The organism is Arthrobacter sp. PvP023, assembly GCF_017832975.1.
Classification (GTDB): domain Bacteria; phylum Actinomycetota; class Actinomycetes; order Actinomycetales; family Micrococcaceae; genus Arthrobacter.
In genome coordinates this window covers 568,082-594,954 of sequence record NZ_JAFIBI010000001.1, presented here as the reverse complement: position 1 = coordinate 594,954, position 26,873 = coordinate 568,082, and the positions used below count along the sequence as shown (strand labels likewise).

20 protein-coding genes and 2 rRNA genes are annotated in these 26,873 nt (G+C 65.4%); 8 read left to right on the top strand and 14 right to left on the bottom strand.

The window, feature by feature from the left end; all coding sequences use genetic code 11:
- Position 1: 1 nt before the first annotated feature.
- The gene (locus JOE31_RS02785) at positions 2 to 991 is read right to left on the bottom strand and encodes an LLM class flavin-dependent oxidoreductase (protein ID WP_209742027.1); all 990 of its coding nucleotides are present in this window, start codon (positions 989 to 991) and stop codon (positions 2 to 4) included.
- A gap of 201 nt (positions 992 to 1,192) precedes the next feature.
- Positions 1,193 to 1,999: a hypothetical protein gene (locus JOE31_RS02780; RefSeq protein WP_209742026.1), complete on the bottom strand. Its 807-nt coding sequence runs from the start codon at positions 1,997 to 1,999 to the stop codon at positions 1,193 to 1,195.
- A gap of 107 nt (positions 2,000 to 2,106) precedes the next feature.
- Here JOE31_RS02780 and JOE31_RS02775 point away from each other — a divergent pair, with 107 nt between their 5' ends.
- From JOE31_RS02775 to JOE31_RS02760, 4 genes are all read left to right on the top strand, one after another.
- Positions 2,107 to 2,808, top strand: coding sequence for a type 1 glutamine amidotransferase domain-containing protein (locus JOE31_RS02775; RefSeq protein ID WP_209742025.1), 702 nt, complete (start codon positions 2,107 to 2,109; stop codon positions 2,806 to 2,808).
- Between the two features lie 207 nt (positions 2,809 to 3,015).
- On the top strand, positions 3,016 to 3,996 hold the full coding sequence (locus JOE31_RS02770; RefSeq protein WP_209742024.1) for an ABC transporter substrate-binding protein: 981 nt from the start codon (positions 3,016 to 3,018) through the stop codon (positions 3,994 to 3,996).
- Positions 3,997 to 4,086: 90 nt separating this feature from the next.
- Positions 4,087 to 4,551 carry a helix-turn-helix transcriptional regulator gene (locus JOE31_RS02765; RefSeq protein WP_209742023.1) on the top strand — a complete coding sequence of 155 codons (465 nt, stop codon included), beginning with the start codon at positions 4,087 to 4,089 and terminating at the stop codon, positions 4,549 to 4,551.
- Between the two features lie 9 nt (positions 4,552 to 4,560).
- Positions 4,561 to 4,971 (top strand): VOC family protein, encoded by a 411-nt coding sequence (locus tag JOE31_RS02760; protein ID WP_209742022.1) that lies wholly within the window; start codon positions 4,561 to 4,563, stop codon positions 4,969 to 4,971.
- A 106-nt stretch (positions 4,972 to 5,077) separates the two neighbouring features.
- On the opposite strand, the gene JOE31_RS02755 is transcribed toward JOE31_RS02760, so the two are convergent.
- From JOE31_RS02755 to JOE31_RS02725, 7 genes are read right to left on the bottom strand one after another with little or no spacing between them, the layout of a single operon-like run.
- Positions 5,078 to 6,451, bottom strand: coding sequence for an NtaA/DmoA family FMN-dependent monooxygenase (locus JOE31_RS02755; protein WP_209742021.1), 1,374 nt, complete (start codon positions 6,449 to 6,451; stop codon positions 5,078 to 5,080).
- A 9-nt stretch (positions 6,452 to 6,460) separates the two neighbouring features.
- A complete protein-coding gene (locus JOE31_RS02750; protein ID WP_209742020.1) occupies positions 6,461 to 7,561 on the bottom strand; it encodes an LLM class flavin-dependent oxidoreductase in 1,101 nt (366 codons plus the stop codon).
- Positions 7,558 to 8,391 (bottom strand): DUF1684 domain-containing protein, encoded by an 834-nt coding sequence (locus JOE31_RS02745; protein ID WP_209742019.1) that lies wholly within the window; start codon positions 8,389 to 8,391, stop codon positions 7,558 to 7,560. The genes JOE31_RS02750 and JOE31_RS02745 overlap by 4 nt, the downstream gene beginning before the upstream one ends.
- Complete coding sequence (locus tag JOE31_RS02740) at positions 8,369 to 9,535, bottom strand: LLM class flavin-dependent oxidoreductase (protein ID WP_209742018.1); 1,167 nt, start codon at positions 9,533 to 9,535, stop codon at positions 8,369 to 8,371. Before JOE31_RS02740 ends, JOE31_RS02745 begins: the two co-directional genes overlap by 23 nt.
- Complete coding sequence (locus tag JOE31_RS02735; protein WP_209748093.1) at positions 9,532 to 10,530, bottom strand: transporter substrate-binding domain-containing protein; 999 nt, start codon at positions 10,528 to 10,530, stop codon at positions 9,532 to 9,534. Before JOE31_RS02735 ends, JOE31_RS02740 begins: the two co-directional genes overlap by 4 nt.
- A gap of 46 nt (positions 10,531 to 10,576) precedes the next feature.
- Positions 10,577 to 11,401, bottom strand: a complete 825-nt coding sequence (locus JOE31_RS02730; RefSeq protein ID WP_280872555.1) for an amino acid ABC transporter ATP-binding protein — start codon at positions 11,399 to 11,401, stop codon at positions 10,577 to 10,579.
- The gene (locus JOE31_RS02725; RefSeq protein ID WP_209742017.1) at positions 11,398 to 12,456 is read right to left on the bottom strand and encodes an amino acid ABC transporter permease; all 1,059 of its coding nucleotides are present in this window, start codon (positions 12,454 to 12,456) and stop codon (positions 11,398 to 11,400) included. Before JOE31_RS02725 ends, JOE31_RS02730 begins: the two co-directional genes overlap by 4 nt.
- A gap of 270 nt (positions 12,457 to 12,726) precedes the next feature.
- Here JOE31_RS02725 and JOE31_RS02720 point away from each other — a divergent pair, with 270 nt between their 5' ends.
- The 4 genes from JOE31_RS02720 (at position 12,727) to JOE31_RS02705 (ending at position 18,151) form a co-directional block, all read left to right on the top strand.
- Positions 12,727 to 14,730 carry an FAD/NAD(P)-binding protein gene (locus JOE31_RS02720; protein WP_209742016.1) on the top strand — a complete coding sequence of 668 codons (2,004 nt, stop codon included), beginning with the start codon at positions 12,727 to 12,729 and terminating at the stop codon, positions 14,728 to 14,730.
- Entirely contained in the window at positions 14,718 to 15,266 is a 549-nt protein-coding gene (locus JOE31_RS02715) for a GNAT family N-acetyltransferase (protein ID WP_209742015.1), read from the top strand. The genes JOE31_RS02720 and JOE31_RS02715 overlap by 13 nt, the downstream gene beginning before the upstream one ends.
- A gap of 9 nt (positions 15,267 to 15,275) precedes the next feature.
- Positions 15,276 to 17,015 (top strand): helicase HerA-like domain-containing protein, encoded by a 1,740-nt coding sequence (locus tag JOE31_RS02710; RefSeq protein ID WP_209742014.1) that lies wholly within the window; start codon positions 15,276 to 15,278, stop codon positions 17,013 to 17,015.
- A 143-nt stretch (positions 17,016 to 17,158) separates the two neighbouring features.
- Positions 17,159 to 18,151 carry a hypothetical protein gene (locus tag JOE31_RS02705; RefSeq protein WP_209742013.1) on the top strand — a complete coding sequence of 331 codons (993 nt, stop codon included), beginning with the start codon at positions 17,159 to 17,161 and terminating at the stop codon, positions 18,149 to 18,151.
- 107 nt (positions 18,152 to 18,258) lie between these two features.
- Here JOE31_RS02705 and JOE31_RS02700 read toward each other — a convergent pair whose 3' ends face one another.
- From JOE31_RS02700 to JOE31_RS02680, 5 genes are all read right to left on the bottom strand, one after another.
- The gene (locus tag JOE31_RS02700) at positions 18,259 to 20,262 is read right to left on the bottom strand and encodes an NHL domain-containing thioredoxin family protein (RefSeq protein WP_209742012.1); all 2,004 of its coding nucleotides are present in this window, start codon (positions 20,260 to 20,262) and stop codon (positions 18,259 to 18,261) included.
- Positions 20,262 to 22,436, bottom strand: a complete 2,175-nt coding sequence (locus tag JOE31_RS02695; RefSeq protein ID WP_209742011.1) for a cytochrome c oxidase assembly protein — start codon at positions 22,434 to 22,436, stop codon at positions 20,262 to 20,264. The genes JOE31_RS02700 and JOE31_RS02695 overlap by 1 nt, the downstream gene beginning before the upstream one ends.
- A gap of 108 nt (positions 22,437 to 22,544) precedes the next feature.
- Entirely contained in the window at positions 22,545 to 22,829 is a 285-nt protein-coding gene (locus JOE31_RS02690; RefSeq protein ID WP_011693739.1) for an HU family DNA-binding protein, read from the bottom strand.
- 540 nt (positions 22,830 to 23,369) lie between these two features.
- A 5S ribosomal RNA gene (gene rrf, locus JOE31_RS02685) occupies positions 23,370 to 23,486 on the bottom strand.
- Between the two features lie 228 nt (positions 23,487 to 23,714).
- Positions 23,715 to 26,850 (bottom strand): 23S ribosomal RNA (locus JOE31_RS02680).
- Positions 26,851 to 26,873 lie beyond the last annotated feature (23 nt).

The following is a 26,873-nucleotide window of genomic DNA, read 5'->3' as shown; positions in this document are numbered from 1 at the left end:
GTCAGGCGCGGACCAGCCCCGCAGCGCTGGCGAGGAGTTCCACGGACCGCAGGCGGGCCTCGGTTCCGTTGCTCTGGTGGGCCACGATCAGCTCGTCCGCGTCAGCGTGGGCGGCGAACCCATCAAGGTAGTCCATCACCACATCCGGGGTCCCGATCGCCGAGTATTTCATCATCTGGGCTACGTGCTGGCCCTGCGGCGAGTCGAGGATCATGTCCGCCTCGTCGTCGGTGAACGCCCTGCCGTTGCCAAAGAACAGGGACACGCGGGCGCGCTTGGTGGCCTGGAACATCTCCTGGGCCTCGGAGGCGGAATCGGCCGCAATCACGTTGACGCCTGCAATCACGTGCGGGGCATCCAGCTGGGCCGAAGGCTTGAATTCCCGGCGGTAGATGGCCACCGCGTCCTGCAGGGCATTGGGAGCGAAATGCGAGGCGAAGGCGTACGGCAGTCCAAGCTGCGCTGCGAGCCGGGCCCCGAAAAGCGAGGACCCCAGAATGTACAGCGGCACGTTGGTGCCCTTGCCCGGCGTCGCCTCAACGCCCTGGATGCGGGTGGGGCCGGTGAGGTAGCCCTGCAGTTCCAGGACATCCTGCGGGAAACTGTCCGCGGACATCGGATCGCGGCGGAGTGCCCGCATGGTGTTCTGGTCGCTGCCGGGCGCACGGCCCAGGCCGAGGTCGATGCGGCCCGGATGCAGCGTCTCCAGCGTGCCGAACTGCTCGGCGATGGTCAGCGGGGAGTGGTTGGGCAGCATCACGCCGCCGGCGCCCAGCCTGATGGTGCTGGTGTTGGCCGCGATGTGGGCGATCAGCACGCTCGTCGCCGACGAAGCGATGGAGGACATGTTGTGGTGCTCCGCATACCAGACCCGGCGGTAGCCCAGCTCTTCCGCCCGCTGCGCCATGGCCACGCTGCCGGCGAAGCTCTCGGCCGCCGTCTGGCCCTTAGCGATGGTGGCCAGGTCAAGGATGGAAAGCGGAACAGTCACGGAGGAGCCGGCCTTTCGTAGCGGAGCGTTGCGGTCACCGTTCCGGTTGCGGAACAGGCACACTGGCGACAACGACGGCGGCGCCCGGGTTATTTCTCGATGTCGCCGTGGCGCCGGACACGCGGGTGCGGGGCAGCTGTTTCCGGCGACCCCGCTCCTTTTAGCTCGCTTGTGCTATGTCGTGACCGTGAGCGTAGATGGCTATTCGCAGGCGTAGTTGTAGTCCAGGCCGCCGGAAACATACTGCGTCACTTGCACTGTGCTGCCCGGCGTAAGCCCCGCCAACGAACAATTGGACTGGGCGCCCTTCAAAGTTCGCGCACCGGCAAGCCAGCTGGGAAGCCCCGCCAGATTGCTGGTGGAGGGGACCGTCCCCGCAATCCTGCCCCACTGGTAGCCGGTGGAATAGATTCCGACGTCGGCGCCGATGCTTTCGAAGTAGGCGGTCATTCCTTCCAGGTCGGCCCGGTTGGCTTCGGTATCGGCTTGCCAGCTGTTTTCCGCCTCCACATCCAGCCACCAGAAGTAGTCCTCCGGGCCGTCAACGCCGCGGAGCACGGCGTCGTCGTATGCTTTCGCGTAGCCGTACACGTAGGCGCAGGCCTTGTCGTTCTGGCCCTGGCACTTCCCGTAGGGATTGTCCACAACGGCGCCCATGTAGAAGTTGGATTTGGGCCACCAGGACCCGGCCAGCCCGGGGTTGGCGGTGTTCACGTAGAGGGCGACGCGCGGCTGGCTGGTGACCTGGTCTTCCACAATCGTCGAATCGGCCCAGTCAAGCTGGTCCCCGAGGCAGGGGTTCGTGGTGTTCGCGAGTCCGTTGTTGACGCCCACGATCGCGAAAGCCAGCCCCTCGGGCAGAGTCTTTCCGCATTGCGGCCACGAGACATCGATGCCCACGCGATCGGACGTACGCGGCGGTCCCGCTGTCGCCGGACTGCCACCCATCAGGGCCAGGGCAAGTGCCGAGGCAACGGACAGAACCATCTTCAGCAGTGATGTGGCCATGCCAAAGCTTACTGCGCACCCCGGCCCCGCAGGAATACTCAGCAGGCTTAGCGGGTTGGCGCCCTTAAGAGCCGACCCGAACGGGCCGGCCGGACAGGAGCAACATCATGGCAAACATTCTGATGGTGGTATCCGCCGCCGATTCCCTCACCATGCGGGACGGCACCCAGCACCCCACGGGCTACTGGGCGGAGGAGCTGGTGGTATCGCACCAGACACTGCGCGACGCAGGCCACACGGTGCACATTGCAACCCCCGCCGGCGCCAAGCCCACTGTGGATGAGGTGAGCCTCGCCGCAGAGTCTGCCGGCGGCCAGGACCGGGCCGACAGCTTCCGCGAGTACCTCGCCAAGATCGACGCCGAACTTTCCGCTCCGCTGGTGCTCGCCGACGTCGACCCCTCCGGGTACGACGCCGTGGTGATGCCGGGCGGCCACGGCCCCATGGCGGACCTCTACAAGGACGCCGCCCTGGGCCGCATCCTGGCTGAGGCAGACCGGGCCGGCAAGGTCATCGCGCCGTTCTGCCACGGTCCCGCAGGCCTCCTCAGCGCCGTTGACGACGACGGGAAGTTTGCGTTCGCGGGCCGTCGCCTCACCGTCTTCTCCGACGACGAGGAACTCAACGGCGGCACCGGACCCAACACCCCGTGGTTCGTGGAGGAAGTGCTGAAGGAAAAGGGGGCGATCGTGGAGAACGGCGCCGCCTGGAGCTCCAACGTGGTCCGCGACCGGAACCTGATCACCGGCCAGAATCCGCAGTCCAGCGAGGACGTGGCAAAGGAAGTCACCAAGGCCCTCGGAGAGTAGGCCTGCCTCCCCCGACGGCCGCGGCGGCCGGGCAGCTTCGTTCCGGCCGCCGCAGCCCTTGGAAGTGTTTCCGTGACGCCGGCGGACGCCGGATTAACCCCGGTTACCCCCTGTATCGCCGGGTTTCACAGTGCTTTGACCGGTTTTTCACGCTGCCGGATAGTTGCTGGCACAAGCACGAAATCCGCACACTTCCAAGGGGAAACCATGGCCCGATTTTCACTCAAACCCGGCGTCACCGCAGCGCTGGCAGCCACCACTTTGCTGGGGCTTGCGGCCTGCTCAGACCCCGGCGCCGCAGCGGCCCCGGCGTCCGGTCCGGCGACGTCCGCCACAGGCGTCAAGCAGTTCAACCTCTCCCCCGAGCAGAACCGGGGGGCAGCCGCCGTTGACCCGGCAGCCGCGGCTTTGGTGCCGGAAGCCATCAAGAAGGACGGCAAGCTCACGGTGGCCGTCAGCCCCTTCGCAGCGCCGTTGGCCGTCTACGCCACGGACAACAAGACTCCGGTGGGCAACGAGGTGGATATCGCCATCGCACTGGCCCAGACGCTGGGCCTGGAAGCTGACATCGTTCCCACGGCCTGGGCGGACTGGCCCCTGGGCGTCGAGTCCGGCAAGTACGAGGCCGTGCTGTCCAATGTCACGGTGACCGAGGAGCGGAAGCTCAAGTTCGATTTCGCCAGCTACCGCGATGACAAACTCGGCTTCTACGCGAAGAGCGACAGCTCCATCAGCAAGGTGGAGTCCGCTCCGGATGTTGCCGGCAAGCGCGTGATTGTGGGTTCGGGGACCAACCAGGAGTCCATCCTGCTGCGCTGGGATGAGGAGAACAAGAAGAACGGCCTGCCGGCTGTGGAGTTCCAGTATTACGACGACGACTCGGCCTCCTCGCTCGCCCTCCAGTCCGGACGCGCGGACCTGACGTTCGGACCGAACGCGACGGCGGCCTTCAAAGCGGCGTCCGACGCCAAGACCAAGCTGGTGGGCCTGGTGGACGGCGGCTGGCCGCTGAAGGCCAGCATCGCGGCCACCACCAAGAAGGGCAACGGCTTTGCCGCTGCTGCCCAGGCCGGCCTGAACCACCTGATCGAAGACGGCAGCTATGCCAAAATCCTGGACCGCTGGGGCCTGAGCGCGGAGGCCGTCCAGAAGTCCGAACTCAACCCGGCGGGACTGCCGAAGAAGTAGTCCGGCTTGCGACAAGGACGTGCAGGGTGGCCGGCGGCTGCCCTGCACTTCGCCGTGGCGCTCCCGGGCGCCACGGCGTACGCTCGTGACATGACCCCGCAAGAGCTCGCCAACCTGGCGCACCTGCGCCGGGCGCGGGACCTGATCGACAGGGACTTCGCCCGGGCCTTGGACGTACCCACCATGGCGCGCCAGGCCCTGATGTCGCCGGCGCATTTCTCGCGGCAGTTCCGGGCCGCCTACGGCGAGACTCCCTACAGCTACCTGATGACCCGCCGGATCGAGAGGGCCATGGCATTGCTCCGCGGCGGCATGAGCGTGACCGATGCCTGCATGGCCGTGGGTTGTACCTCGCTGGGCTCCTTCAGCTCGCGCTTCACGGAACTCGTAGGAGAGCCGCCCAGCGCGTACCGGCTCCGGGAGCACGGCGCGGTGAAAGCGATGCCGGGCTGCGTGGCCAGGCTTGCCACGCGGCCCAGCCGGCGGCGCTCCGGTGCCGGGGGCGTCCGCCAAGTGAGCAGTATTCGAGAAGCGGCGCTGACGCCCGCCGAATAACTTGGTGGCATGAACATTTCACTCCAGTACTGCAACATCACCGTCGACAACACCGAAAAGGCCCTTGCCTTCTACCGCGATGCCCTCGGCCTCGAATTGCGCAACGACGTGGCCTCCGGGGGATTCCACTGGATCACCCTCGGCAGCGCCGCCCAGCCGGGCTTGGAAATCGTGCTCTCCGAACCGCATGCCGGCCGCTCCCCGGAAGACGGGGACATGATGCAGGAGCTCCTCACCAAGGGAGTCCTGCCAATGCTCGTGTTCCGCACCGACGATCTCGACGCAACCTTCGAGAAAGTCCGCGCATCCGGCGCCGAGGTCATGCAGGAGCCCATCGATCAGCCTTGGGGGCCGCGTGACTGCGCCTTCCGCGACCCCGCCGGCAACATGGTCCGGATCGCCCAGGCCCCGAAGGACTGACTAGAGGTACTGCTGCCACATGGTCAGCTGCAGCTTTACCGTATCCGCGGCGGACTCCCGGTCAGGATCTCCCACTTCCGTGCCGGACACGTCGTCGCCCATCAGCTCAGACCCTCGCTTCCGAAGGCGCAGCCCCGATTGCGGCCTCCACACGTTCCGGCGTTGCCAGCCCCAGGTTCTCCCGCAGCGTGCTGCCGGCATATTCGGTGGGGTAGACGCCGCGTTCCTGCAGGGCGGGCACCAGGTGGTTGACGATGTCGTCCAGGCCGGTCGGGATCAGCCACGGCGAGATGTTGAAGCCGTCCACGGCGCCGGTGCGGGCGTATACCACCAGCCGGTCGGCCACCTCGGAGTATGAGCCGTTGAAGGTGGCGTCCACGCGGCTGGTCTTGGCGGAGACGAACTGGCGGATGGACAGTCCTTTCTCCTTGGCTTCGGCCCGCCACTGGTCGGCCAGCTGCCGCGCCTTGGCCCCGTGGAAGCCGCTTCCGCGGGTCTCGGAGGTTTCCTCCACCACGGGATCAATCTCCGGCAGCGGGCCGTCCGGATCGTATTCACCCAGTTCGCGTCCCCAGAACTGTTCCAGGTAGGCGATGGCCTGCTGCGGGCCGATCTGGAGGCTGCGGACCCAGGCCTTCTTGGCCCGGGCTTCTTCCGGCGTCGCGGCAAGGATGAACTCGCTGGCCGGCATGATCTTGACGTCGTTCGCCCCGCGTCCTGCGTTCAGCGTCCGTTCCACGATGTCGCGCCGGAAGTCCAGGGCGTCGTCGAGCTTGGGGTGGGCGGAGAAAATGACGTCGGCCTGCCGGGCGGCGAAGTTCCGGCCTTCCGGGGAGTCCCCGGCCTGGAACAAAACGGGCCGGTACTGGGCGCTGCGGGGCAGGCGCGGTGTCACGTCCACGGTGTAGTGCTGCCCTTCGTGGACCACCCGTCGCCACTGCCCGTCGGACGGGTCATGCGAATCCCAGATCCGCTTGGCGGTCTCCACGAACGCCTCAGCGTGCGTGTAGCGGTCAGCGTGCTCCAGGTACCCGCCGCGGCGGAAATTGGCACCGGTCCAGGCGTTGTCTGTGGTGACGATGTTCCACGCCGCGCGTCCACCGGAGAGCAGATCCAGCGAGGACAGCCGGTGCGCCAGGTCAGCCGGATCGTTGTAGGTGGTGTTCTGGGTGGCAACGAGTCCAATGTTGTAGGTCACCGCGGCCAGGGCTGCGAGCATGGCCTGGGCATCGGGGCGTCCGGCGACATCCAGTTCATGCGGGCGGCCAAGGTGCTCACGGAGCCGGAGCCCCTCGCCCAGGAAGAAGGCGGCAAACAGTCCCCGTTCCGCTGTCTGGGCGATGCGGCGGAACGATTCGAAGTCGGTCTGCGAGCCGGATTCGGCGGCCTTCCAGATGGTTCCCGAGTTGACGCCCTGGAAGAAGATGCCGAACTGGAGCTTCACGCTCGGCTGGTATTTAGCACGGCTGTGCTGTGTCATGGTTTTCCCCTAGTTTCCGACGGCGGTTGCGGCGTAGCGGCTGGCTGGACGTTCGAGGCCCAGCAGGTCCCTGAAGGTCCCGTCCTGCGACACCTGGGCGAGCACTCCCCTGCGCCGGAGTTCCGGGAGTACCAGCCGGGACAGTTCCTGGAAGTCGACGTCGAACCTGGCCGGATGCAGCCGGACCCCGTCTGCCACCTCCAGTACTTCAGTCAGCAGGTCTGCCAGTTCGGCGGCAGATCCGGCGAAGCGTGCCCGCTGAGCACCGGCAGCCTCGCCCCCCGTGTCCTCCCCTGAGGCGGACGATTCTCCTCCAAGCCGCTGGGCAGCCGTCTGGCCGCGGGCGTCCAGTACGACGTCGAGCTCCACCACGACGGCGGGCGATCCGCCGCCCAGCCGCTCCCGCACCTCGCGGACCTCGTCCGCGAGGAGTTCCACAGTGGGGGCGGACACCAGGACGGCATCCACCGCGGCGGGCTCAACCAGGCCGTCGCCCACGAGGGCTGCGGGTACGAACACCGGCAGCTGCCCCTGCAGGGGACGGGGGATGATGGACGGTCCCTTGACCGAGTAACCGGGGCCGTCGAAGTCCACGTAGTGCAGCCTCCCGGCGTCGAGGTAACGGCCGCTGGCGACGTCGCGGATCACGGCGTCGTCCTCCCAGGAGTCCCACAGCCTGCGGCTGACCTCGATGGAGGCGGCGGCCTCCCGGGCAAGGCCGTCGCCCGTGACATGCGTGCGTCCGACGGCAGCGGCCGCAGCGCGGTCGTCGGCCGCTGTTGCAATCCAGCCGGCGCGGCCGCCGCTGACATAGTCCAGGCTGGCCAGCTGGGTGGCGGCGTGGAAGGGCTCGGTATATGCCGTGTCAACCTCCGGGATCAGCGCTATCCGCCGGGTCAGCGGTCCGGCGAAGGCGGCGCGCTGCAGCGCGTTGAGCCTCCCCTCCTCCGGGGCATCCCGGAAGGTCACGGCGTGGAAACCGGCCGATTCGGCGGCCAGCACAGCGGCTGCGAGCGCAGGGGCGGCTCCTGCCGTGTCTCCTCCGGTGGCGCCGTCAAGTTCCAGCGCCAGGAAGCCCCAGCCTCCGGGGGTGTTGTTTGCGTTGCTCATCGTTCGTCCTGACGTTCGGTGGGGGTCTTCTCGCCGGCTTCCACGGCTACCGGCAGCCGGTTCTCGGCCGGGGGCAGCGGGCACGTGGCCAGGTCCGTGTAGGCGCACGGCAGGTTCACGGACCGGTTGAAGTCCAGGCTGACCCTGCCGTCAGGGCCGGGCGCCGCGACGGTCAGCGAGCGGTTGGCCGCGTAGGTGGTCTTGCCGGACGTTTCATCCGTGAACAGCACCGACAGGCTGCCCGGCGCGTGGCCGTTGAACGCCGTCAGCGTCAGGTCCAGCCCGCCCAGCCGGAACCTGACCTGGCCGGGCGCCTCGTATACGTGCTGGATGCCCTCGACGGCGGCCCCCACCGTGGTGGCACGCGGCTCGTCGAACGGGACGAACGTTCCTTCCACGGCAAATGCCGGGTCCGGCGCGTATGCCGGCGTGCCCTGGTACTCACGGAGCAGCCGATAATCCGGGTGGCGCGGCCGGACAATGTATTCGCCGCCGCGTTTGGCCAGTTCGACGACGGTGTCCCCCGCCGCGAGGTTGACCCCGCCGCGTTCCGCGATGGGTCCAAACAGCACGGTGGTGCCGCCGCCGTTGTTCAGTTCCCTGCCGTCCTGCTGCAGGGTCTCGCCCTCCGCCAAAACCAGGCGGACGGCGTCGTCCTCCACGCTCCAGGTGCCGGGAACGCCGTCGAGCCGCGCGGGCTCAGCGCCCAGCCAGTGCAGATGCGTGACCGCGAGGAAGCCATGGGGATCGGCGCGGTGCCGCTCATGGGCAGCGTGCCACTCGGCCCAGTCCGCGGCGAACGCGGTTTCAGTGTGCGTAGACGTGGGCATGATCGCTCCTGTAGTTCTCGTGGTCGGCCGTGACGGCAGCGGCGGCGTCCGGTTCGGTGGCTCCGGCAGACTCCGGACGGCCGCCGAAAGGATCCCCCGATTCCCACAGCGTGGTGGGGGCGGCCGCCCGGACCTTGGGGATGACCTCCAGGGCGAACCACTCCAGAATGTCGAGCTGCTGTTCGAAGGGCAGGGTGGTGGGCAGCGAGATGGACTGGAGGTCGTGGCCGTAAACCTCCTGGTAGCGAAGGATCTTGTCCACCACCTGCTCCGGACTGCCCACCAGGACAGGCCCTTCCGCGACAGCGTGGTGGATGTCCCGGAACGGGGAGTTGTTTCCGGGTACGTCACGGCCCGCGGTCAGTGCCTCGTACACGGGGCCGAACTGGCGCTTGGCTTCCTGCGTGGTCTTGGCAATGAACACTCCGCCGGCGCCGCTGCCCGATCCCAGGTACTGGTGCCGCGGATCATGCCCGTGCCGTTCATATTCCTCGCGGTAATGATCGATCAGCACCTGGTAGTTTTCCCGCGGCTGGATGGCGTTGGCGGTGAACAGCGGATCGCCCCACCGGGCCGCGAGCGCGGCGGACGTCAGGGTGGTGGCTGAACCGTGCCAGACGCGGGGTGCACCGGCGAACGGCCGTGGCGTGGTGGTGGTTGGTTCTGTCAGCGCGCTGCGGAATCTTCCGGACCATGTGACGTTCTCCTCGCGCCACAGCCGGCGGAGGAGCACGTATTTTTCCGCCAGGAGGTCCCACTGGTCCTCGAGGTCCAGTCCGAACAGGGGGTACTGCAGCACTTCGTTGCCCTTACCGAGCACCAGTTCCAGCCGACCCCGGCTCAGCTGGTCGATCGTGGCGTAATCCTCCGCGACGCGTACCGGGTCAAGGACGGAGAGGACGGTCACCCCGCTCTGCAGCCGGATCCGGCTGGTAACAGCGGCGATCGCGGCCAGCACGGTGGTGGGCGACGACGAGATGAACTCCCCGGCGTGCCGCTCCCCCACCGAGAAGCTGTCGTAGCCCAGCTCTTCCGCACGCTGCGCGGTCCGGACCACCTGGTTGAGCCGGTCAGCCGTGGAGACGATCGCCCCCGTGACCGGGTTTTTCAGGTGAGGGATGATGTCGAGGACCTGGAACTTCATTTGGCAGTCCCGAAGTTGGCCTCGGTGACGGTCTTGGATTCCGGCAGGGCTTCCTCGGACAGTCCCCAGCGTTCCAGGACCTTGCCGTAGGAGCCGTCCTTGATGGCGGAGTTCAGCGCCTCCGTGATGACCGGGGCCAGCCCGTTGCCTTTGAGCGACGTGGCAGCCACCAGGGTCTCGGACGGCCAGCCGGCATTGACCTTGCCCACGATCTTCAGGTCGTCCCGGGTGTTCTCGCGGTACGCCGTGGACGGGTAGGGCGCGATGTTCAGGTCCGTGCGCCCGGAAGACAGCGCCAGGATGGTGTCGGCGTCGGAGGAGTAGTACTGCAGCACCGCCGGCGCCTTGCCCTTGCCCTCCAGTTCCTTGTTCCACGCCAGCAGGATCTTCTCCTGGTTGGTTCCGGAGCCCACGGACACTTTCAGGCCGGAGATGTCGTCCGCGCCCTTGATGTCATAGCTGGAGCTCTTCTTGGCCTCGAAACCCATGTACGCGGCACGGTAGCTGGCGAAGTCGAACAGCTTCACGCGGGCGGCGTTGATGCCCACGTTGGAGAACACGGCCTCAAAGTCGCCGGACTGGGTCTTCAGCGGCCAGTTCTCCCAGGAGGTGACCTGGACGTCGAGCTCGAGTCCCAGTTTGTCCGCCACTAGCTGGGCAATGTCCAGCTCGGAGCCGATGGGGGTCTTGTCGTCCGTGGCGTGGAAGGACAGCGGGATGGAACCGGCAGTGGTGGCAACGGTCAGTTTTCCGTCCTTGCCGATCAGCTCGGGGACCTTGGCGGCGAGCGCCGCGTCCTTCTCCGCCCGGATGCGCTGCTGGTCCGGTGAGGTGTTGTAGACGACGCCGTTGCGTGCCGCCGTCGTCCCTGGCTTGCCGGACGAATCCGACGCCGCGGCGCCGGGATCGGCGCAGCCGCTCAGCGCCAGGGTGCCGGACAGAGTCCCGAGAAGGACGACGGCCGGCAGGGAGCGCACTCGTGCCTTGCCTGTCATTGAAGCAACCCGGAGCCGGTTGTTGGTCGATGCCATGGAGGTTTCCTTAGATATTGAAAGCGGGTTCGATCACCTTGGAGAAGAAACTCCGGGTGCGTTCTTCCTGCGGTTTGGTGAAGATGTCCTGGGGGGCGCCCTGTTCCACGATTTGCCCCTGGTCCATGAAGACCACGGTGTCTGCCACATCGCGGGCAAACCCCATTTCGTGGGTGACGATGATGAGCGTGGTCCCGGAGGTGGCAAGTTCGCGGATGACGTCCAGAACCTCGTTGACGAGTTCCGGGTCCAGCGCCGAGGTGGGCTCGTCGAAGAGGAGGATCTTGGGGTCCAGTGCCAGGGCCCGGGCGATTGCCACGCGCTGCTGCTGGCCGCCGGACAGCTGGCGCGGGTAGGCATCGGCGCGGTCCTTCAGCCCTACCCGATCCAGCAGCTCCAGTCCGCGGGTCCGGGCTTCGGCCTTGGTCAGCCGCGGTTTGCCGGAGCGCGGTGCGACGACGGGGGCCTCGGTCACGTTCTCCAGTGCCGTGAGGTGCGGGAAGAGGTTGAAGTTCTGGAACACCATGCCGATTTCGGTACGCTGCTTGAGGATGTCCTTCTCGCGCAGTTCATGGAGCCGCTTTCCGCGGACCTCGTAGCCCACCAGTTCGCCGTCGATGGCAATGAAGCCGCCGTCCACCTTTTCCAGGTGGTTGATGGTGCGCAGCAGGGTGGACTTGCCCGACCCGGACGGCCCCACGATGACGGCGACGCCGCCCGGTTCAACGGTCAGGGTGATGCCTTTGAGGACTTCCGTGGTCCCGAAGGATTTCCGGACCTTGGTGATTTCCACCAGTCCGCGCGTTGCTGCGGGTGCTGCGACGGCCGTGCTCATCGGGTGCTCCTTGCTCGGTTGTCGGTAACGGCAGCGTGGGTGGCGAAGAACCTGCGGGCCTTCTGGAGCGGCGTCAACGGGAGGGTCCGCACTGCCCCCTTCGAATAGTGCCGCTCGATGTAGTACTGGAAAACGCTCAGGACGGAGGTGATCACCACGTACCAGAGGGTGGCCACCAGCAGCAGGGGAAGAACCTGCTGGGTGCGGTTGTAGATGACCTGGACGGTGTAGAACAGCTCCGAGTACGCGAGGACGTAAACGATCGAGGTGCCCTTGACCAAGCCGATGATCTCGTTGAAGGCGGTGGGCAGGATGGCCCGCATTGCCTGCGGCAGGACGATCCGGGTGGAGCGCCGCCAGGCCGGGATGCCGAGGGCGGCCGCTGCTTCCAGCTGTCCCTGGTCCACCGAGAGGATGCCGCCGCGGATGATCTCCGCCGAGTAGGCCGCCTGGTTCAGGGTCAGGCCAAGGACTGCTGCGGCGAACTGGCTGATCAGCGTGGTGGTCTGGACTTCGAAGAAGCGGACGTCCGTGAAGGGAATTCCCAGGCTGATTTTCTCGTAGAGGTAGCCAAGGTTGTACCAGAGGAGCATCTGCACCAGGAGCGGAGTGGATCGGAAGATCCAGGAGAAGGTCCAGGACACCGAGACCAGCAGCGGGGAAGCGGAGAGGCGCATCAGGGCAAGGATGAAGCCCAGGATGAACCCGAGCGCACCGGAGATGGCGGTCAGCTTGAGGGTTTCCACCAGCCCGTTGACCACGGACTGCGCGGTGAACCACTGGGCCACCACGCCCCATTCCCAGCGCGGGTTGGTGGCCAGTGACCACACCACTGCGGCAACGCCGAGTGCCACCACTGCGGTGCCCACCCAGCGCCACGGGTGGCGGGACGGGACCAGCCGGTAGTCCGCGTAGTCGTTGGCGGGCCGGCGCGCTTCGGGCACCTGGGAGCCGCCCGACTCACCGGACTGGCCGGAATTGGGAACACTTGCGTCGGTTCCGGCGGACGCCGGCCCAGCTGCGGACTGCGCTGCCCGGGTTGCTGTTGAACTCATGCGCCACCTCGCTTCTCGTCATCTTGGGTTGGTTTGTCAGGTTCGGATTGGTGCAAATCTAGGGAGGCCGGAAACCCGGATCAAGGCGGCGTGTTGCATGGGTTCACAGAGGTTCTCACGGCGTCATGAGTCGTTTTCTTGCGCGGATTTACGCGGCATTACGCGCCGTGAACGGCCGTGACCCGGGCGTCGACCGGGGCAAGGCCTGTTGCCTAGCATGAGGCGAAAAGCCCCGGTCCCTGACCATCCCGCCTGAACAGGAGTCCAGCCGTGCCAGCGAACATCCCTTCCGTGGCCTTTGTGGGCGGCGGTCCCCGGACGGCCGGCATCCTGGAACGCCTCGCGGCCAACCGGCCGGAGCTCTTTTCCGGTCCGCTGGCCATCCAGGTCATCGAGCCCCACACTCCCGGCTCCGGCAGGATCTGGCGCTACGACCAGCATCCGGGGCTCCTGCTCAACTCCGCAGCGGCTGACATCACCATGTTCACGGACGCCTCCGTTGCCTGCGAGGGCCCCGCCGCCGACGGCCCCGGGCTCGCCGCATGGGCTGCCGGAGTGCTGGACCGCACCATCACTGACGTCCCGCCGCTTCCGGCGGAGCTCCGGCGCCAACTGCACGCCCTGGACGGCACCTCGTTTCCCACCCGACAGCTGCAGAGCGCCTACCTGGAGTGGTTCTTCCGCCGGGCGGTGTCCGCGCTGGGCACGGACGTCACAGTTACTGTGCACCGGGACACCGCTGTCCGGATCGATTCCGACAGCGACAACGGCACCGGCGGGTACCGCGTGAGGCTTGCCGGTGGCGCCACGGTGGACGCCGACGTCGTGGTTTCCGCCCTGGGCCACACTGATTCGCTGCCTGACGAGGCGTCCGCCCGCTTTGCCGGCTTTGCCGCCAGGCACGGCGGCTACCACGCGGCCCCCAGCTACACCACCGACGTCGACTACTCAGCGCTGGCCCCCGGCCAGGACGTGATCGTCTCGGGCATGGGGCTGGCCTTCGTTGACCTGGTGGTCCTGCTGACAGAAGGCCGGGGCGGCCGGTTCCAGGAAACGCCAGACGGCGGCCTGGCGTATGTTCCGTCCGGCGGGGAACCGCGTCTCTGGGCGGGTTCGCGGCGCGGGGTCCCCTACCACTCCAAGATTTCCTCCACCCTCCGCGGCGAAGTGCCCGGCGCCCCCCGTTTCTTCACCACCGCTGCCGTTCAGGACTTACTGGCTCAGCACGGGGAGCTGGACTTCCGGACCCACCTCTGGCCGTTGATCGCCAAGGACGCCGGGTACGGCTACTTCCGCGAGCTCTTCACGGGCTACCCGGAACGCGTGAACATCGGCTGGGACGAATTTTCGGACCGGTTCGGCGCACTGGACTGGTACAGCGCCGAACGCCAACGGCTGGTGCTCGAGTCGGTTCCGGACACGGAGTTCCATCTGGACTTCGAGCAGCTGGACCATCCGTTTGCCGGGCGTGACTTCGCCGGGCACGACGACGTGCAGCGCGCCGTGGCGGCCTACATCGAGCACGACCTCCGGCTGCGGACCAGCCCGGACCACTCGGAGACGCTTGCCCTGTTCACCGCACTGCTCAAGGTGTACATGGAGCTCGGGCGGCTCGTCCCGGCCGAACGACTCAATGCGCGGTCGCAGCAGGCGGTTCATGGCTGGTGGCACGGTTTCTTCAGCTTCGTGGATTCCGGCCCGCCGCCGCAGCGCCTCCGGGAACTGCTGGCACTCCACCGGGCAGGGCTGCTGCAGTTCCTCGGCCCCGGGCTGGAAATCGCCCTCGACGAGGCGTCCGGGCAGTTCGTCGCTGCGTCCGCCCAGGGCAGGATGCAGGTGCGGGCCGCGGCCTTGATCGAGGCACGGCTGCCTGCGCCAGCGGTGGCCGGCTCGGCGAATCCGCTGCTGCGGCATCTGCACAGCTCCGGGCTGGGCAGCGAGCAGGCGGTCCTCACGGCTGTTGGCCTCCACGCAACGGGGCGCCTGCTGGTCTCCCCGGCCAGCGAACTCGTCAGCCCGGTGGGGGAACCAAACCGCAGGCTGTTCGCCGTCGGCCCGCACACCTCCGGCTGGGGCGCCGGCGCCTTCGCCCGCCCCGGGACGAACGCCGCACCGTTCCGGGAGAACGATGCGCTGGCACGGCGGGTCCTTCGCGTGCTGGCTGAGGACCAACACGACGGAGTAGAACCCGGACACGGCGATCGTGAAGGCCGTGACGCTGAAGAGACGGCTGTAGCGGCCGTGTCGGGAAAGGCCCAACCATGGAACAACTAACCGTCCCGCCGTCGTCGTTGCAGGCGGGGGCCCCGTTGGAGGTGTCAGCGCTGAACGTGCTGAACCTGCCGATGCATGACGCGCGGGTCCGGCCGCTGCTGGACGAGCTCGCAGAGGAGTACGACACCCGGTATGGCGATTTGTTCGGCCGTAAGGCCGCCGCCGAGGAACTCAACCGCTACCCTGCGGCGGAATTCGCCGCGCCGGGAGGAGCGCTGCTGATCGTCCAGGAGAACGGAGAATCCGTGGCGGGAGGGGCGTTCCGGCGCCACGGGCCTGAGACAGCCGAGTTCAAACGGATCTGGACGCACTCGGCCCACCGCCGTCGCGGGCTGGCACGGTTCGTGCTCACTGAGCTTGAGGCCCTGGCAGTCCGCTGCGGCTATAGCCAGGTGTACCTGACCACCGGTCCGCGGCAGCCCGAAGCGAAGCACCTCTACCTGAACTCCGGGTACGAGCCACTGTTCGATGTGGCGGCCGATCCCGAAACCATCAAGTTCCTGGCATTCAGCAAAGATCTGGGCACCCGCGGCTAAGCTATCGGCATGGCCATCAAATCCACTGCAGATAAAGTCGCCACCATCCAGAAGGGATACACCCTGGACGGCGCCACCATCGAGCTGGGGGCCGCAATCGTCGACGGCGAACTCCACAAGGACGCCCCCGTCCGGCTGCCCCTGGCCATGATGAACCGGCACGGGCTGGTGGCCGGAGCAACAGGCACAGGCAAGACCGTCACGCTCCACATGATGGCGGAACAGCTGTCCACAGCCGGGGTGCCGGTGTTCCTCGCCGACATCAAGGGAGACCTTTCCGGGCTGGCCACCGCCGCCACAGGCAGCGAGAAACTGAAAACGCGCACGGACAGTATCGGCCAGGCCTGGGCGGGCAAGACTTTTCCCGTGGAGTTCCTGGCCCTCGGCGGCGACGGCAACGGCATTCCTGTCCGGGCCACCATCACGTCCTTCGGTCCCATCCTGCTTTCGCGGATCATGGAGCTCAACGACACCCAGGAATCCAGCCTGCAGCTCGTTTTCCACTTTGCGGACAAGAACAACCTGGAACTGATCGACCTCAAGGACCTCAGGGCGGTCATCCAGTTCCTCACGTCGGACGAGGGCAAGGACGAGCTCGCGGCGCTGGGCGGCCTCTCCAAGGCGACAGCCGGTGTCATCCTCCGCGAACTGGTGACCCTTGAGGCCCAGGGCATGGAAGCTTTCTTCGGCGAGCCCGAGTTCGACACCGCCGAACTGCTGCGCACCGCCCCTGACGGCCGCGGCGTCATCACCTGCCTGGAACTGCCCACGCTGCAGACCAAGCCCATGGTGTTCTCCACCTTCCTCATGTGGCTGCTCGCAGACCTGTTCGAGGACCTGCCGGAGGCCGGGGATCTGGACAAGCCCAAACTGGTCTTCTTCCTCGACGAGGCCCACCTGCTCTTCAACGACGCTTCCAAGGCATTCCTGGAGGCGATCACCACCACTGTCCGGCTCATCCGTTCCAAGGGCGTGGGCATCTTCTTTGTCACCCAAACCCCCAAGGACGTGCCGGCCGATGTCCTGGGCCAGCTGGCAAACCGCATCCAGCACGCCCTGCGTGCGTTCACCCCGGAAGATGCCAAGGCCCTGAAAGCCACCGTGTCCACGTTCCCGGTAAGCGACTACGACCTCGAGGAAACGCTGACCTCGGCCGGAATCGGTGAAGCCGTCATCACGGTGATGAATGAAAAGGGCGCCCCCACCCCGGTGGCATTGACCCGCCTCCGTGCCCCGGAATCAGTGATGGGCCCCAGCACGGAGGACCTCGTCAAGAGCACCGTGGCCGGTTCCGCGCTGCTCGTAAAATACGGCACGGCCGTGGACAACGTCTCCGCTTACGAGAAGATCTCAGGAAAGAGCGCCGCCCCCACCGGAGCGGCGGCGCCCGGGCAGCCTCCAACTCCGAACCCGGACATTTTTGTGCCCAATAGTCCCGTTCCCGGAAGCCCCGTTCCTGAAACCCTGGACCAGGCCTCAGTGGACGCCGATGCCCGGCGCATCGAGGAGGAAATCCTGGGCCGCCCCAGCAGCAGGCCGGCCCCGGTCCCCGAACGGCCACGCAGCGGCGAACGCACAGCGCCGCAGGCCCGGAAGGAATCAGGCGGAAGCATGGCTGACGATCTCGCCGGAGCCTTGGGCGGCGCGCTGGGCGGCGGCCTCAAAAGCATGGCCCGCTCGCTCGGAACCCAACTGGGCCGGGAGCTGTTGCGGGGCGTCTTCGGCACGTCCTCCCGGCGCCGCCGATAGAGCCGCCGCTAGCGCCCCGGCGGGGCTGGCAAGGGTGCCGGCCGGCCGCCGTCGGACTGTCTGACAGCCACCGGGCGGCGTCATGCTTGAGGTCGCCCGCACCTGCTTTCACGCGCCTTGCAGGTAACGTAAGGTGCGTGCAGATGAGTCAAGCGTTGGTGAGGATCGCGGCCGGATGGCTGCTGGGCCTGATGCTTGCCATCGCCGGAGCCATCGTCGCGGTCAACCTGGTGAACGCCTCGGTGGCGAGTCCCGAGCAGCCGGTACGGGAATATCTGGACGCTTTGCAGAAGGGCGAGGGCGAGAAGGCGCTGGGCCTCCTGCGCGCCTCCGTCCCGGAGAGCGACGCCGCCATGCTGGACGGAACGGCCCTGCAAACGGCGGCTTCCCGGGTGACGAACGTGAAGTTCGGCGAGACCCAGGAACGCTCCGGGAACCAGGTCATGGTTCCGATGGACTACACCATTGACGGCAGCCGGCTCAGCACCGAGTTCCTGCTGGAGCGGACCGGGACCGAATGGCTCTTCTTCAACAAGTGGGCGTTCGTGCCGGCCAAGCTTCCCGTCCTGGAAGTCACAGTGGTCAACTCCAACCAGGCCACCCTCAACGGTGTTCCGGTGAACATGCCCAACGGCCGCAATTCCTTCGCCGTCTTCTATCCAGGGGAGTACGAGGCCAGCCTGAACGGCGAATACTTCTCTGCCCCGCCCACCCGTGCCACGGTGTCCGGACGTGACGTCCCCACCGCCCCGCTGAGCCTCCTGACCGAAGCCACCCCCGCCCTGAAGGACGCCGTGGGCGCCAAGGTCAAGGAATTCCTGGATACCTGCGCCGCGGAAGCCGTGAAGGAGCAGAAACTCCAGCCCGACTGCCCGTTCTACCACGCCACGTTCAACCGGGTGACGCCGGGAACCATCGACTGGAGCATCAGCGAGTACCCGAAGGTTTCCATCGAGCCCTTCGGCGGCCGTTGGGTGGTGGCACCGCTGGACGGGAAGGCCCGGTTGAAGGCGCAGCAAACCGACCTGTTCACCGGCATCGTGGGCGACCTGGACGTGGAGCACGACTTCAGCTTTACCACCCGCCTGGACGTTGACGGCGACACCGTCAGGGTCACCCCGCTCCTCAGCTACTAGGCCGGCCCCGGCTGGGCGGCGGCCAATAGCCCGCAGACGGCAGAAGGCTGCGGCGCGTGACGCGTGGTCACGGGCCGCAGCCTTCTGTGGTGCTTTTGGGGAGGATCTCAGTCCATGCCGCGGAGGTCCAGGACCAGCTCAGTGTCGCCGTCGGCCTGCAGCAACACCGGGATGCCCCAGTCCTGCTGGTACAGGTGGCAGGCAGCGTGGTCGGGGATCTCGCCGTCGGCCGTTTCGGGTCCGTCGCAAGCTGCGGCGCGCGCCGTAATGTGCAGCACGCCGTCGGGAACGTCGGCGGAGAGCTGCAGCGTCCGCTGCAGGCCCACCGAAGTTCCGCCGCCTGCCACCAGCAACTCGGGCGGCGTGGAGGAGATCTTCAACTGCGTGGGGTCCCCCCATCGGTCATCGAGCTTCTGCCCGGTGGGTGCCGTGAAGCGAACGGTCAGCTCCAATGTGCCGGGTGCGACCGGACTCTTGGGCCGGTGCGTCTGCACGGCGCCCTCGTCCACCTGCTGGGCTTCCTTGGGGATGGGCACGTAGATCAGCTGGTGCTTGTTGGCTTCCACCACCACCAGCAGCGGCTCGGAACCGACGGTGTGCGTGTGGTCCACAATCACGTCGGAGGGCTCGGACAGGCCGCGGGCGAGCGTGGACACGGTCCCGGTGGCGGGGTCGTAGCGGCGCACCGCACCGTTGTAGGTGTCCGCGATGGCAACAGATTCGTCCGGCAGAACAGTGACGCCGAGCGGGTGCTGCAGCCTTGCCTCCCCGGCCGGGCCGTCACGGAACCCGAAGTCGAAAAGGCCCTTGCCGACGGCGGACTCCACGGTGACCGTACCGTCGTCGTCGATTACCAGTTTGCGGAGCGCGGAGGTCTCCGAGTCAGCCACCCAGATGTTGCCGTCAGCGTCCTCGGCCAGGCCGGACGACTGGGCGAACCAGGCCTCGTGCGCGGCACCGTCCAGGAGCCCTTCCAAGCCGTTACCGGCAAGGATGGACACGGCACCGGAGATCGGGTCAAAGCTGAAGATCTGGTGGACGCCGGCCATGGCCACCACCACGGCGTCGAGCTTGGCGGACCAGACAACGTCCCACGGCGAGCTCAGGGCAACGTCCAGGGGATGGTCACTGAGGCGTCCGGTGAAGCCGGCCGCGTCCTCGTCCACCCGCGCCGGCCCTGTCTCGAGCAGGCGCTGCACGCCGTTGCCCACGAGCGTGGTGACGGTTCCGTCCGCAAGGGACAGCCCGCGGAGGCGGTGGTTGACGGAGTCGGCAATTACGACGTCGTAGCCCGTCTTCGCTGCCACGTCTTCCGGCAGGAGGACCAGGCCCTGCGGTTCGTTGAACTGTGCGGCGGGTTTGACCGAGTCGACGTCGGCGCCGGGGCCGTCGGCGTGTCCCTTGGTCCCGGAGCCGTAGGTGCGCAGCACCGTGTGGAAGTCCGTGTCCAGCTGCACCAGGCGGTGGTGGCCGGTGTCCGTGACGAGCCAGGAGCCCGCGCCGCGAGCGGCGCCTTCGGACGTTCCGCCGGCTGAGGTGCCCCGGCCAGCCGGGAGGAAAAGGGCCTTGCCCGGGAAACGCAAGGTGCCCGACGTCGGCTCCGGCGCCACGTACGGGCCGTTGCCGCGGTGCAAGGTGCCCTTTGCCTCGTGCTGGGCGATGAGTTCCGGGATCAGCACGGACAGACCGTCCGCGTGGCCTTCACCAGACAGGTGCGCCACGATGTAGCCCTCGGGGTCGATGACCACCAGGGTGGGCCAGGCGCGGGCGGTGTAGGCCTTCCAGGTCTCCAGCTCGGGGTCGTCCAGGACCGGGTGGTGGATCTCGTAGCGCTCCACGGCGGCGGCGAGGGCAACGGGGTCGGCCTCGTGCTCGAACTTCGGAGAGTGCACGCCCACCGTCACCAGGACGTCGGAGTACTTCTCTTCCAGCGGGCGCAGCTCATCGAGAACGTGCAGGCAGTTGATGCAGCAGAAGGTCCAGAAATCCAGGAGCACGATCTTGCCACGCAGGGATTCCAGGTCCAGGGACTTCCCGCCCGTGTTGAGCCAGTTACGGCCCACCAGTTCAGAGGCGCGGACCCGGTGGTGGGTCCGTACGGTTTCGCTCATCAGCGTCCTTCCAGCTTTGAATTGCGTTCAGCCAGCTTGGCGTCGCGTTCAGCCAACTTGGCAAACATATCGTTGTAAGCAGTGAGATCGGCGTCGTTATTCCTGTCCGCTGCCCGGTCGGTCCGTTTGGACTCCCGCGCATCCGAACGGGACCACATCACGGCGACGCCGATTGCCACCAGCAGCGTGGGTACTTCGCCGATGCCCCAGGCCACCGCGCCGCCCATCTGCTGGTCGAGCAGCGCGGAGGGTCCCCAGGTCCGGCCCAGGTTGCCGAAGTAGTCCGCGGCCAGCAGCCCTGTGCCTCCCATGATCGCTACACCGAAGAAAGCGTGGAAGCCCATGGTGGCCAGGAGCAGCAGCAGCCGCATCGGGTAGGGTGCGCGGCGGGGCAGCGGGTCCGTTCCGATCATGGTCAGGACGAAGATGTAGCCGGTGAGGGCGAAGTGCAGGTTCATGAGTTCGTGGCCCACGTGGTCCCGCATGGCGTAGCCGAACGCGTCCGAGTAGTAGAACAGCACGATTGAACCGGCGAAGTTGGCCGCGGCGAAGAGCGGGTGCGTGACCAGCTGGGAGAACTTCGAGTGCACGAACAGCAGCAGCCATTCGCGCAGGCCCCGCGAGCCGTCGGCGCGTGCAGGCAGGGCGCGCAGCGCGAGCGTTACGGGGGCGCCGAGCACCAAGAAGATCGGAGCCACCATGGTGAGCGCCATGTGATCCACCATGTGCGCGGAAAACAGCACGCGCCCGTAGACCGACGGCGGACCGGAGGTGACGTAGGTGAGGACCACCAGTCCGATCACCCAGTTGACACTGCGGAACCAGGACCACTTGTCGCCCCGGCGCAGGACCTTGGCCACGCCGAGGAAGTACGACACCAGGCCGACCGCTGCTACGGCAATCCAGAGCCAGTCCAGGCGCCATTCGGTGAGCCAGCGTTCCGGGGTCAGCTCAGGCGGCAGTTCGTAGCCGGAGAGGATGAAGGCCGGGGAGGCGTCAGGAGCGAAGGTGGTGGGTTGTGGCGGGGCGGAACGGCCAAGGGCGACGGCGATTCCCGACGTCGCGCCCATGATCAGCAGTTCCGCGATGACCAATTGCCACAGCACCCGCCGGGAGGAAAGCGCAGCGCCGCCCTTGCGGTTCAGCTGCGGGATGACCCACTGGCGGTGCATCAGGCCGATGGCGCCAAGCATCAGGGTGGCCACGGCTTTGGCGAGCACCATTTGCCCGTAGGCGGATCCAAAGAGGTTGTGCCAGCTGGTGATCCGGATGCTTGCATTGATGACACCGGAGGCAAACACCAGGACAAAGGCGAACCCGGCAAGGGACGAGAACCGGCGGAGCGTGGGCTCGGTGATGTCCGTTTTGCCGGCTGCTTTGGCACCGGCGTTGGCGCCCGTGCCCGTGCCCGTCAGGATGCCGGACAGGATGGCCAGCATGATGATGCCGCCCACCCACGCGGAAACGCCCACCAGGTGCAGGGCCAGGGAGTTGATGGCGCCTTCATGGTCGCTGGAGCTAGAGGAGTGGCCGATGAGGGCGATGGGCACCATGCCCGCCAGCGACAGCACCAGCGTGATGGCCAGGCCCGTCAGGGACCTCACCCCGAACAATGCCGTGGTCACCACTGCGGCAACGATGGTGACGGTGAGCCAGGCCCGGCCGGTCTCGATGTCCGTCATGAAGTAAACCAGCGCGCGGGTGAATTCCGCATCACCGGAGAGCGACTGGCCGGCCACGTCCGAATAGGTCAGCACCAGCACCGCAATGGCTGACAGCGTCCACGCAGCGCCTGCGGCGGCCGCCACGGCCAAGGCACGGGAGAACGCCGGGTGCTCTGCTGTGGCGGTGTCCTTGGACCGGGAACCGTTGGCATTGCGCGGCAGGATGCCGACCGCGAAAATCAGGCCGCCGATCACAGTGGCCAGTGAGACGTTGTGGATGGCCTTGCTGATGGGGAGTCCCCAGCGGATCAGGGCGCCGGGATCAGACACCTCGCGTGCGGCAGCTGCTCCGGAGAACAAGAGGGCCGCTGCTAGCCCCAGGAAGAGCGCTGCGAGGCCAGCGAACTGCCATGGCCGGGAAATACCCGCAGCGCCCGCAGAGACCCCCGTCTTTCCCGGAGTGGGGGAAGGCTGCGGATGGGTGGGGCGGGATTTTGCTGCTGAGGGCACCTATCCATTGTCCGCTACGGGTGCCTGCGCCGCGAATCGACGGCATAATCGCAAAGGGAGCGGCAACCCTCAGGTTGCCGCTCCCTTTCAAGCGTTGGACGCCGGATGCTACTTCTTGGAGACAGCAGCCTTCAGCTTGGAGCCCGCGGTCAGCTTGACGCTGTGGCCGGCGGCGATCTGGATGGTCTCGCCGGTCTGCGGGTTGCGGCCCGTACGGGCTGCGCGGTCGGTGCGCTCAACTGCGAGCCAGCCCGGGATGGTGATCTTCTCGCCCGCGGCGACAGAGGTCTCGAAAACCTCGAACAGTGCATCGAGCACGGAGTTGACGGCTGCCTGGCTGGTGCCTGCCTTGCCTGCTACCTCTGCAACAAGTTCACTACGGTTCTTAGCCATTTATGTCCTCCTGGACGGTCATGATTTCTGGAGCCTGAACGCGGCATGCGCACAAGCCACTGTTCGAAAACTTACCAGCTTGCCGCGGTCAGGTCCGCAAATTCCGCGTGTTTCCGCCATTTTTTGAGGTAAATCACCGGTTTTGAGGCCTTTTGGCCCCGTATTTCGCCATCAGCGGACGGCCTCCGCAGCCCGGCCGGGGACGGGTACGTGACGCTCTCTCAGCTTACGCACTCCCCCGGGCGACGCTCTCTCGGTTGTGGCGGGTGGTTTCCGGATGCTCTCTCGGTTATGGCGGGGGTTCGAGGGCGGTGCCTGGTCCGGGTGCCCGGGCGGGCGGCCGCCGGATGTGGGAGAGGGTCCGGTAAAAGGGGTGCAGGATGTGAGAGAGGGTGTGTCGGGAGGGGTGCCGGATGTGGGAGAGGGTCCGGTAGGAGGGGTGCCGGGTCTGGGAGTGTGGGGTGTGGGGTGGGGGTTTTGGTGGTTAACGTGGGAGAGCCCCAACCAGTTGCCTGGTTGGGGCTCTCGACCTGAATGATGTTCCGGCGGTGACCTACTCTCCCACACCCTCCCGGGTGCAGTACCATCGGCGCTGTGGGTCTTAGCTTCCGGGTTCGGAATGGGACCGGGCGTTTCCCCCACGCTATGACCGCCGTAACCCTTCTACCCGTCACACGCCCCTGGGGGTGTGTGTGGGAAATCTGTGGTTACAACATGCTCCTGCCGGTCAGGGCAGGTGTGGTGTTGTTATTTTGTTGTGGTTTTGTTCCTGCAACGCAACGGGTTTGTTGGTTGGGAACCACATAGTGGACGCAAGCAGTCTTGTTTTCTTTTTACCCCTTTCATGGTGTGAACGTCTTTTGAATCCGTTCACGAAAGGGGTGTGTGGTGTAAGTTATCGGCCTATTAGTACCGGTCAGCTTCACGAGTCGTTAGTCCTCGCTTCCACATCCGGCCTATCAACCCAGTGGTCTGGCTGGGGGCCTCTCACACACAAGGTGTATGGAAATCTCATCTCGAAGCGAGCTTCCCGCTTAGATGCTTTCAGCGGTTATCCCATCCGAACGTAGCTAATCAGCGGTGCACTTGGCAGTACAACTGACACACCAGAGGTTCGTCCGTCCCGGTCCTCTCGTACTAAGGACAGCCCTTCTCAAATTTCCTGCGCGCGCAGCGGATAGGGACCGAACTGTCTCACGACGTTCTAAACCCAGCTCGCGTACCGCTTTAATGGGCGAACAGCCCAACCCTTGGGACCTACTCCAGCCCCAGGATGCGACGAGCCGACATCGAGGTGCCAAACCATGCCGTCGATATGGACTCTTGGGCAAGATCAGCCTGTTATCCCCGAGGTACCTTTTATCCGTTGAGCGACGGCCATTCCACAATGTACCGCCGGATCACTAGTCCCGACTTTCGTCCCTGCTCGAGATGTCTCTCTCACAGTCAAGCTCCCTTGTGCACTTACACTCGACACCTGATTGCCAACCAGGCTGAGGGAACCTTTGGGCGCCTCCGTTACTTTTTAGGAGGCAACCGCCCCAGTTAAACTACCCATCAGGCACTGTCCCTGACCCGGATTACGGGCCGAAGTTAGATGTCCAAAGTGACCAGAGTGGTATTTCAACGATGACTCCACCCGAACTGGCGTCCGGGCTTCAACGTCTCCCACCTATCCTACACAAGCCACTCCGAACACCAATACCAAACTATAGTAAAGGTCTCGGGGTCTTTCCGTCCTGCTGCGCGTAACGAGCATCTTTACTCGTACTGCAATTTCGCCGAGTTTATGGTTGAGACAGCGGGGAAGTCGTTACTCCATTCGTGCAGGTCGGAACTTACCCGACAAGGAATTTCGCTACCTTAGGATGGTTATAGTTACCACCGCCGTTTACTGGGGCTTAAATTCTCAGCTTCGCCTTGCGGCTAACCGGTCCTCTTAACCTTCCAGCACCGGGCAGGAGTCAGTCCGTATACATCGTCTTGCGACTTCGCACGGACCTGTGTTTTTAGTAAACAGTCGCTTCCCCCTGGTCTCTGCGGCCCCGATCCCCTCCGGACAGCGTGTGTCCATCAAGGTTGGGGCCCCCCTTCTCCCGAAGTTACGGGGGCATTTTGCCGAGTTCCTTAACCATAATTCTCTCGATCGCCTTAGTATTCTCTACCTGATCACCTGTGTCGGTTTGGGGTACGGGCGGCTAAAACCTCGCGTCGATGCTTTTCTAGGCAGCATAGGATCACCGAATCCCCCCTAAAGGGGTCCCGTCAGGTCTCAGGCATCATGAACGGCGGATTTGCCTACCGTTCGCCCTACATCCTTGGACCGGGACAACCATCGCCCGGCTCGGCTACCTTCCTGCGTCACACCTGTTAATACGCTTACCTCCCAGGATCAGGTCCCGCGCTCCACCAAAACCCTCACACCACAAGGGTGATCGGGCAGGTCTCGGGCGGTTAGTATCCCCTGTTCAGCATGGGCGGTTTTTCGCCGGTACGGGAATATCAACCCGTTGTCCATCGACTACGCCTGTCGGCCTCGCCTTAGGTCCCGACTTACCCAGGGCAGATTAGCTTGACCCTGGAACCCTTGATCATTCGGCGGACGGGTTTCTCACCCGTCTTTCGCTACTCATGCCTGCATTCTCACTCGTGTAGGCTCCACCGCTGGTTTACACCGCGACTTCACTGCCCACACGACGCTCCCCTACCCATCCACACTCCTGAACCAACCCCACAAGGAGGCGGCTTGGATAAAATGTGAATGCCACAACTTCGGCGGTGTACTTGAGCCCCGCTACATTGTCGGCGCGGAATCACTTGACCAGTGAGCTATTACGCACTCTTTTAAGGATGGCTGCTTCTAAGCCAACCTCCTGGTTGTCTTCGCAACTCCACATCCTTTCCCACTTAGCACACGCTTAGGGGCCTTAGTTGGTGGTCTGGGCTGTTTCCCTCTCGACTATGAAGCTTATCCCCCACAGTCTCACTGCTGCGCTCTCACTTACCGGCATTCGGAGTTTGGCTGACGTCAGTAACCTTGTAGGGCCCATTAGCCATCCAGTAGCTCTACCTCCGGTAAGAAACACGCAACGCTGCACCTAAATGCATTTCGGGGAGAACCAGCTATCACGAAGTTTGATTGGCCTTTCACCCCTACCCACAGCTCATCCCCTCCATTTTCAACTGAAGTGGGTTCGGTCCTCCACGACGTCTTACCGTCGCTTCAACCTGGCCATGGGTAGATCACTTCGCTTCGGGTCTAGATCACGCCACTGCAACGCCCTATTCAGACTCGCTTTCGCTACGGCTGCCCCACACGGGTTAACCTCGCGACGTAACACTAACTCGCAGGCTCATTCTTCAAAAGGCACGCCGTCACCAGAATCAGACTGGCTCCGACGGATTGTAAGCACACGGTTTCAGGTACTGTTTCACTCCCCTCCCGGGGTACTTTTCACCTTTCCCTCACGGTACTGGTCCGCTATCGGTCATTAGGGAGTATTTAGGCTTATCAGGTGGTCCTGACAGATTCGCACGGGATTTCTCGGGCCCCGTGCTACTTGGGATACTTCCCAGGCGGTACACAACATTACGGTTACGGGGCTCACACCCTCTCTGGCCGGCCTTTCAAGACCGTTCACCTATGCCTGCACATCACACCTCGCTGTCCCGGCAGAGACAGCACGGAAAGTCCCGCAACCCCGACCATGCAACGCCCGCCGGCTATCACACATGGAACGGTTTAGCCTGATCCGCGTTCGCTCGCCACTACTAACGGAATCACTATTGTTTTCTCTTCCTGCGGGTACTGAGATGTTTCACTTCCCCGCGTTCCCTCCACGCACCCTATGTGTTCAGATGCGGGTCACCAGGCAACTCGCGTCCCTGGCGGGGTTTCCCCATTCGGACACCCTGGGATCACAGTCCGGTTATCGACTCCCCCAGGCTTATCGCAGATTCCTACGTCCTTCTTCGGCTCCTAATGCCAAGGCATCCACCGTGTGCTCTTAAAAACTTGACCACAAAAGATCAAAAACGCTAATT